At 62.9% G+C, this 6,685-nt stretch carries 6 protein-coding genes, 1 tRNA gene and 1 pseudogene; 6 read left to right on the top strand and 2 right to left on the bottom strand.

The window, feature by feature from the left end; all coding sequences use genetic code 11:
* From J7J55_00830 to ruvB, 6 genes and pseudogenes are all read left to right on the top strand, one after another.
* Nucleotides 1-919 (top strand): nitronate monooxygenase (locus J7J55_00830; protein MCD6141257.1); only part of this gene is annotated, 919 nt, incomplete at its 5' end.
* A gap of 196 nt (nucleotides 920-1,115) precedes the next feature.
* Nucleotides 1,116-2,048, top strand: coding sequence for a glycyl-radical enzyme activating protein (locus J7J55_00825; protein ID MCD6141256.1), 933 nt, complete (start codon nucleotides 1,116-1,118; stop codon nucleotides 2,046-2,048).
* Nucleotides 2,032-4,392, top strand: a complete 2,361-nt coding sequence (locus J7J55_00820) for a glycyl radical protein (protein MCD6141255.1) — start codon at nucleotides 2,032-2,034, stop codon at nucleotides 4,390-4,392. The genes J7J55_00825 and J7J55_00820 overlap by 17 nt, the downstream gene beginning before the upstream one ends.
* 139 nt (nucleotides 4,393-4,531) lie before the next feature.
* Nucleotides 4,532-4,765: a hypothetical protein gene (locus tag J7J55_00815; GenBank protein ID MCD6141254.1), complete on the top strand. Its 234-nt coding sequence runs from the start codon at nucleotides 4,532-4,534 to the stop codon at nucleotides 4,763-4,765.
* On the top strand, nucleotides 4,740-4,883 hold the full coding sequence (locus J7J55_00810) for a hypothetical protein (GenBank protein MCD6141253.1): 144 nt from the start codon (nucleotides 4,740-4,742) through the stop codon (nucleotides 4,881-4,883). The genes J7J55_00815 and J7J55_00810 overlap by 26 nt, the downstream gene beginning before the upstream one ends.
* A 94-nt stretch (nucleotides 4,884-4,977) precedes the next feature.
* Nucleotides 4,978-5,981 (top strand): annotated as a pseudogene (gene ruvB, locus J7J55_00805) (Holliday junction branch migration DNA helicase RuvB).
* Here ruvB and J7J55_00800 read toward each other — a convergent pair.
* Nucleotides 5,978-6,487 (bottom strand): CDP-alcohol phosphatidyltransferase family protein, encoded by a 510-nt coding sequence (locus tag J7J55_00800; GenBank protein MCD6141252.1) that lies wholly within the window; start codon nucleotides 6,485-6,487, stop codon nucleotides 5,978-5,980. The pseudogene ruvB and the gene J7J55_00800 sit on opposite strands and share 4 nt — an antisense overlap.
* An 84-nt stretch (nucleotides 6,488-6,571) precedes the next feature.
* Nucleotides 6,572-6,644: transfer RNA gene (locus J7J55_00795), tRNA-Glu, on the bottom strand.
* Between the last annotated feature and the right edge of the window lie 41 nt (nucleotides 6,645-6,685).

Here is a 6,685-nt window from a genome sequence, read left to right as displayed (position 1 = left end):
GAATTACCGCGAGGCCAACAAGAGGGCTCTGAGTAAGGAGTTGCGGAGAGCAAGAGACTTGTCTGACGGGGTCATCGGGGTGAACATCATGCTCGCCCTCTCCGATTACGATGATCTCGTAAAGGTGGCCGTGGACGAAGGAGCGGACCTCCTCTTCCTCGGAGCGGGGCTTTTGCTCAAGCTTCCCAAGACGCTGTCACTGGAGAGGCTGCAGCAGGCTCGCACAAAGATCGTTCCGATTGTGTCTTCTGGACGAGCGGCAAGGATCATATTCCAGCATTGGGCAAAACGGTATCAACATGTCCCCGATGCAGTGGTCGTGGAGGGGCCGCTGGCTGGGGGGCATCTCGGATTCAAGAAGGAGGAGATCGACGACCCCAACTATGCGCTGGAGAAACTCGTACCTGCGGTCATCGAAACGATAGAGCCGTTCGCGCAGCAGTTCGGCAAGGAGATCCCGGTTATCGCTGCAGGAGGCATATTCACCGGAGCGGACATCGCCAGGTTCATGCGCTTAGGCGCACAAGGGGTGCAGATGGCGACCAGGTTCGTCGCCACCTACGAATGCGATGCCTCTCCCGCGTTTAAAGAGATGTATCTTAAATGCAGAAAGGATGATTTGGTGATAATCGACAGCCCGGTCGGGCTCCCGGGAAGAGCGATACGCAATGATTTTCTCGATGATGTAGCGCGGGGGATCAAGAAGCCGTTTGAGTGTCCGTGGAAGTGCCTCAAGACATGCGACTACCGGACATCTCCCTACTGCATCGCGCGCGCATTGACCAACGCCAAGAAAGGAAAGCTGAGCGATGGATTCGCCTTTGCCGGCGCTAACGCCTACCGGGTGGAGAAGATCACCTCGGTCCACGAACTCATCGATTCCCTGTTGGATGAATACGAAAAGGCGATGATGACGTAGTTGCGTTGCTCGTACTGCACGCTGAAGTGCCGCGTTAAGTTCTCTCCCTTCTTCACCAGGAGGGATAAGCTCCCGTCCCTGCCCAGTCTCAGACGACGAGGTCGCTTGTTTGAATGTCTCCTCGGAAGCGCATTCCGTTGTTGACCGCGGATGATGGCGATATCATCCCGCTAAACTTGGGGTAAGGGGATGCGGGTTGGCCACGGGGATGATATTCGACATCAAGCGGTTCGCGGTGCACGACGGGCCCGGGATCCGCACGACCGTTTTCTTCAAGGGGTGTCCGCTCGCCTGTCCGTGGTGTCACAATCCCGAGGGGAAAAAGTTCACACCGGAGATGTTCGTCCGTCCGGCTCGCTGCATCGGCTGCGGAAGCTGCCTTCCCGCATGCCCCCATGGGGCGCTTTCGCTTCCCACCGGGGTGATCGCGCTCGACCGGGAAAGGTGCGATTCCTGTGGCCGCTGCGTCGATGCCTGTCCGAGCGACGCGCTGGAGACGGTCGGGCGGGAGGTTACGGTTGAATGGCTCGTCGCCGAGATCGAGCGCGACCGGACGTTCTTCGATGGGTCCGGCGGCGGCGTCACCTTCTCCGGGGGCGAGCCGCTCGCCCAGCCCGAGTTCCTCATCGAGCTCCTCCGCGCCTGCCGCGTCAATGGCCTCGCGACGGTGATCGATACCTCGGGCTACGCCCCCGCCGATGTGGTCGAGGCGGTCGCAGGATACGCCGGGCTCTTCCTCTACGACCTGAAATTGATCGACGATGATCTGCATCGCCGCTACACCGGGGTCCCGAACGGCCCGATCCTGGAGAACCTTCGTCTCCTCGCGTCGCGCGGGGCAAGGGTGATCGTCCGCGTCCCGGTGATCCCGGGGATCACCGATTCCGAGGAGAACATGGACGGGATCGCAAGGTTCGTCGCCGCGCTTCCCACCCCCTACCCGATAGACCTCCTCCCTTACCACCGCGCCGGGAGCGACAAATACGCCCGGCTCGGGCTGAAATACCAACTCGTGGATACGCCGGTCCCTCCCCAGGCCCGGATGGAAGGACTTGCGGAGATCTTCTTGCGGTATAAACTCCAGGTGATGATCGGAGGTGAGCGGTATGGGGATGTCGCCCCGGGTTAAGCGGCTGCGGGAGGAGAGCCTGGCGGCGGAACCTGTGATTTCACCCGAGCGGGCGCGGCTGATCACGGAATTCTACCGGAACGATCGCGGGAGCCGTTCCGCACCGGTGACCCGCGCCCTGGCGTTCGCCCACCTCCTTGCGAACAAGGAGGTCTGGATCGGCGACGGGGAGCTGATCGTGGGGGAGAAGGGGCCGCGGCCGAGGCACGTCCCCACCTACCCCGAGCTCTGCTGCCACTCACTTGCGGACCTGGAGGTCCTCGACTCGCGCGACAAGGTATCGTTTCGGGTGTCGGACGAGACGCGGCGCCTGTACGCCGAGGAGATCATCCCGTTCTGGCAAGGACGGTCGATGCGGGAACGGCTGTTCGCTGCGATGACCCCGGAGTGGCACGCCGCGTTCTCCGCCGGGGTGTTCACCGAGTTCATGGAGCAGCGCGCCCCGGGCCACACCGTGCTCGACGACAAGATCTATCACCAGGGGATGCTCGACTTCAAACGCAGGATCTCCGCCCGGATCGAAGCGCTCGACTACTTCAACGATCCCCGCGCCTACGACAAGTACGAGGAGCTTGTCGCGATGGGGATCGCCGCCGACGCGCTGATCGCCTACGCCCGCCGTCACGCCGAGAAGGCGCGCGCCCTGGCCGAGAGCACGCCTGATCCCGCCCGCAGACAGGAACTCCTTCGGATCGCCGCGGTGTGCGACCGTGTTCCGGCGCATGCCCCGCGCGATTTCTGGGAGGCGATCCAGTACTACTGGTTCGTCCACCTCGGGGTGACGCTCGAGCTGAACACCGGGGATGCGGTCAGCCCGGGGGGGCGCGAGCAGCTTCTGTGGCCGTGCTACGAACGGTGGCTGCGGGACGGGACTCTCACCCGTGCCCAGGCCGAGGAGCTCCTCCAGTGCCTGTGGATCAAGTTCCACAATCAGCCGGCCCCGCCCAAGGTCGGAGTGACGGCGGAGGAGAGCGCCACCTACACCGACTTCGTCACCGTCGATCCCGGCGGACTGACCCCGGACGGTCGGGACGCGGTGAACGAGCTGAGCTATTTGATCCTCGATGTGGTCGAGGAGATGCGGCTGATCCAGCCGAACGCACGGATTCAGGTGTCCAAGAAGAACCCGGACCGGTTCCTGCAGCGGGCGGCGGAGATCATCGCCACCGGGTTCGGCCAGCCGTCGCTGTTCAACGCCGATGCGATCGTGCAGGAGCTCGTCCGCCAGGGAAAATCGATCGTCGACGCCCGGTGCGGCGGGGCAAGCGGGTGCGTGGAGACCGGGGCGTACGGGAAGGAGTCCTACATCCTCACCGGCTATTTCAACATGCCGAAGGTGCTCGAGATCACCCTGAACAACGGAGTCGACCCGCGCACCGGGAAGCGGATCGGGATCGCAACCGGCGACCCACGTGGGTTCGCGTCGTTCGACGAGCTGTTCGCCGCTTACGAGCGCCAGCTCAACCACTTCATCGACGTCAAGATCAGGGGGAACAACGTGATCGAGCGGCTGTACGCCGAGTACATGCCCGCTCCGTTCCTGTCGATCCTGATCGATGACTGCATCGACCGTGGGCGCGACTACCATGCCGATGGGGCGCGCTACAACTCGACCTACATCCAGGGGGTGGGGCTGGGGACGATAACCGACTCCCTGACTGCACTCAAGTATCACGTGTTTGACCGACGGGACGTGATGATGGACGAGTTCCTCACCGCGCTTTCTTCCGACTTCGTCGGGGCGGAGCCTCTATGCCAGCTCCTGGTGAACAAGACCCCGAAGTACGGGAACGACGATGACTACGCCGATGAGGTAATGCAAGCCGTGTTCGAGGCGTACTTTTCCGCGATCGATGGGAGGCCGAACACCAAGGGAGGCGAGTACCGGATCAACCTCCTCCCGACCACGGTCCACGTCTACTTCGGAGCGGTGACCGGGGCGACCCCGGACGGCCGCCGCGCTGGAAGGCCGCTGTCCGAGGGGATCTCACCGGTGCAAGGGGCGGACCGGCACGGCCCGACCGCGGCCCTGCTCTCGGCGGCGAAGCTGGACCACCTCCGCACCGGCGGGACCCTGCTGAACCAGAAGTTGACCCCACGGCTCCTCGCTGATACCGACGGATTGAAGAAGTTCGTCCAGCTCGTCCGCGGCTACTTCGCCCTCGACGGTCACCATGTGCAGTACAACGTGGTCGATGCCGAGACCCTCCGCGCGGCGCAGCGGGATCCGGATAGCTATCGCGACCTGATCGTGCGCGTTGCTGGCTACTCCGACTACTTCTGCGATCTGAGCAAGGCCCTCCAGGACGAGATCATCGCCCGCACCGAGCACGAGGGGTTCTAACCGTGGACCTTTCAAGACCGACCGGTGCCCAAAGCGTGACAGAAGATTTCGTAGCATCCGTCACTCCCATCGGGATGGCTTACGACGCGAATCAGTTGTGCGACCGCGATGTTTAAGCTATCCTGCAGTCGGAGGCGGTATGAAAGAGGCTAAAAACAGAATCGTCTGGTCGAAGCGGGAGATCGACCTCTCCGATCCGTGGCAGCGGCGGTGGTGGATAAGCCAGGTCCTCACGCACGGCAGGGCCGAGGACATCGCTGCCCTTGATTGGGACGAGATCAGGCGTCTCCTCCCCGATCTCAACCTCCCGCCCCTCATCCGTCGGCTGTGGGAGGGCTACTTCCGTGATGAAGACACGGCAACCGCAGAATAAAGGGATCCTATCCGACGCTCAAAAGCTCGCTCTGAAGACATTTGCCGAGTTGCCTGATTCCAATAAGTTCTACCTGACAGGCGGTACTGCCCTGGCGGAGTTCTATCTCGGGCATTGAAGATGTTTTCTGCCATCAAGCGCGAGATTATGCAGCGGATCAATGGTGACAAAGATTGATCGGGCGGTGGGATCTCCGGTAAAATGGCCACAAGATGAGAACCGAACGGATCGTTCAGCCTGATACCGCCGAGGACGAGCTGACGCTGAAGACCCTGCGCCCGCGCACCCTGGACGAGTTCATCGGTCAGGACGCGGTGAAGGAGAAGTTGCGCATCTACATCAAAGCGGCGCAGCAGCGGGATGAGCCGCTCGACCACGTTCTTCTACACAGTCCACCCGGGCTGGGGAAGACGACCCTCGCCCAGATCATCGCGACAGAGATGGGGGTAGGAATCAGGATCAGCTCGGGCCAGCGATCGAGAAGGCGGGAGATCTGGCGGCGATCCTCACCAACCTGCGACCGCGCGACATCTTCTTCATCGATGAGATCCATCGCCTGCGCCGGCCGGTGGAGGAGATCCTCTATCCCGCGATGGAGGACTACAAGATCGATATCATCCTCGGAGAAGGGCCGAATGCCCAGTCGTTGCGGATCGACCTCCCGCCGTTCACCCTGATCGGGGCGACGACCCGTGCCGGGTTGATCTCCGCCCCGCTGCGCGATCGGTTCGAGGTCTCGTTCCGGTTGAACTTCTACTCGGTGGAGGAGCTGCGGGCGATCATCGTCCGCGGGGGGAGGCTCCTCGGGGTTGAGGTGACCGAGGGCGGCGCGCGCGAGCTCGCGGCACGGGCCCGCGGTACCCCGCGGATCGCCGGACGCCTCCTGCGGCGGGCGCGCGACTACGCCCAGGTGCGGGGAAACGGGAAGATCGACCGGGAGACGGCGCAGGCTGCTCTCGCCATGCTCGAGATCGACGACGCCGGCCTGGATAAGCTCGACCGTGCCGTCCTGATCGCCATCATCGACAAGTTCAACGGCGGGCCGGTCGGGCTGGAGACCCTCGCCGCCGCGTTGTCCGAGGAGAAAGACACGCTCACCGACCTCGTCGAGCCGTACCTCCTCCAGGAGGGGTTCATCAAGCGCACCCCGCAGGGGCGGGTCGCCACCGACCGCGCCTATGCCCACCTCAACCGCAGTTCCGGCAGGCTGATCTAGCGGTGTGACAGCGCCTTGGCGTTCTCGATGAACTCGTGGACCACCCCTTTGAACCGCTTCCAGTCGTAGAGGAGGGCGAGGACGATCCATGCGATGAAGATCCACGCCGCGCGCGGGGCGTTGAAGTAGGCGACGATGAGCGGGAGGGCGACGACCGGGAAGGCGAACGACATCGTGACCATCTTGGAGCGGAAGTAGGCGATGAACAGGGTCGCCACCCCGACGTAGGCGGCGGCCGGGGCCAGCGGGATGAACCCCGCGAGGACGAGGTAGCACAACCCGCCGAGGACCATGACCATGTCGAACGCAAACTCCCGGTCTCCGATCCAGGTCGCTTCTTTTTGGTACTTGCGGGCGAGGCGACCGTCCATGATGTCGGTCGTCCAGCCGATGATGATGAGCAGGATCACCCACTCCAGCGCGTCCGGGCCGACGAGGCCGAGGAGCGCGACGATGACAGCGATGATCCCGCGCGAGGCGGTCAGCAGATCAGGTAGCCGCTTCATCTTTATTCACCTTTTCTATTTTAGCTCGATCTACCCGTGTAGACAAACGAAGAAAAAACCGAGGCCCGCGCCTCGGCGTTTCTTTGGTCCCGAGGGGATTCGAACCCCTGTCGCCGGGATGAGAGCCCGATATCCTAGGCCACTAGACGACGGGACCGACAAACAAATTATCCCCGATCTCCGCTATCGGCGCAAGCA

The sequence above is a fragment of the Candidatus Bipolaricaulota bacterium genome (assembly GCA_021159055.1).
Taxonomy (GTDB): Bacteria; Bipolaricaulota; Bipolaricaulia; order UBA7950; family UBA9294; genus S016-54.
This window is presented reverse-complemented; position numbering and strand designations above follow the sequence as displayed.

What these genes read in the sequence shown, in the direction of transcription:
- J7J55_00820 (MCD6141255.1), top strand. Translation starts at nt 2,032, where the DNA reads ATGTCGCCCCGGGTTAAGCGGCTGCGGGAGGAGAGCCTGGCGGCGGAA.
- J7J55_00810 (MCD6141253.1), top strand. Translation starts at nt 4,740, where the DNA reads ATGAAGACACGGCAACCGCAGAATAAAGGGATCCTATCCGACGCTCAA.
- J7J55_00815 (MCD6141254.1), top strand. Translation starts at nt 4,532, where the DNA reads ATGAAAGAGGCTAAAAACAGAATCGTCTGGTCGAAGCGGGAGATCGAC.
- J7J55_00800 (MCD6141252.1), bottom strand. Translation starts at nt 6,487, where the DNA reads ATGAAGCGGCTACCTGATCTGCTGACCGCCTCGCGCGGGATCATCGCT.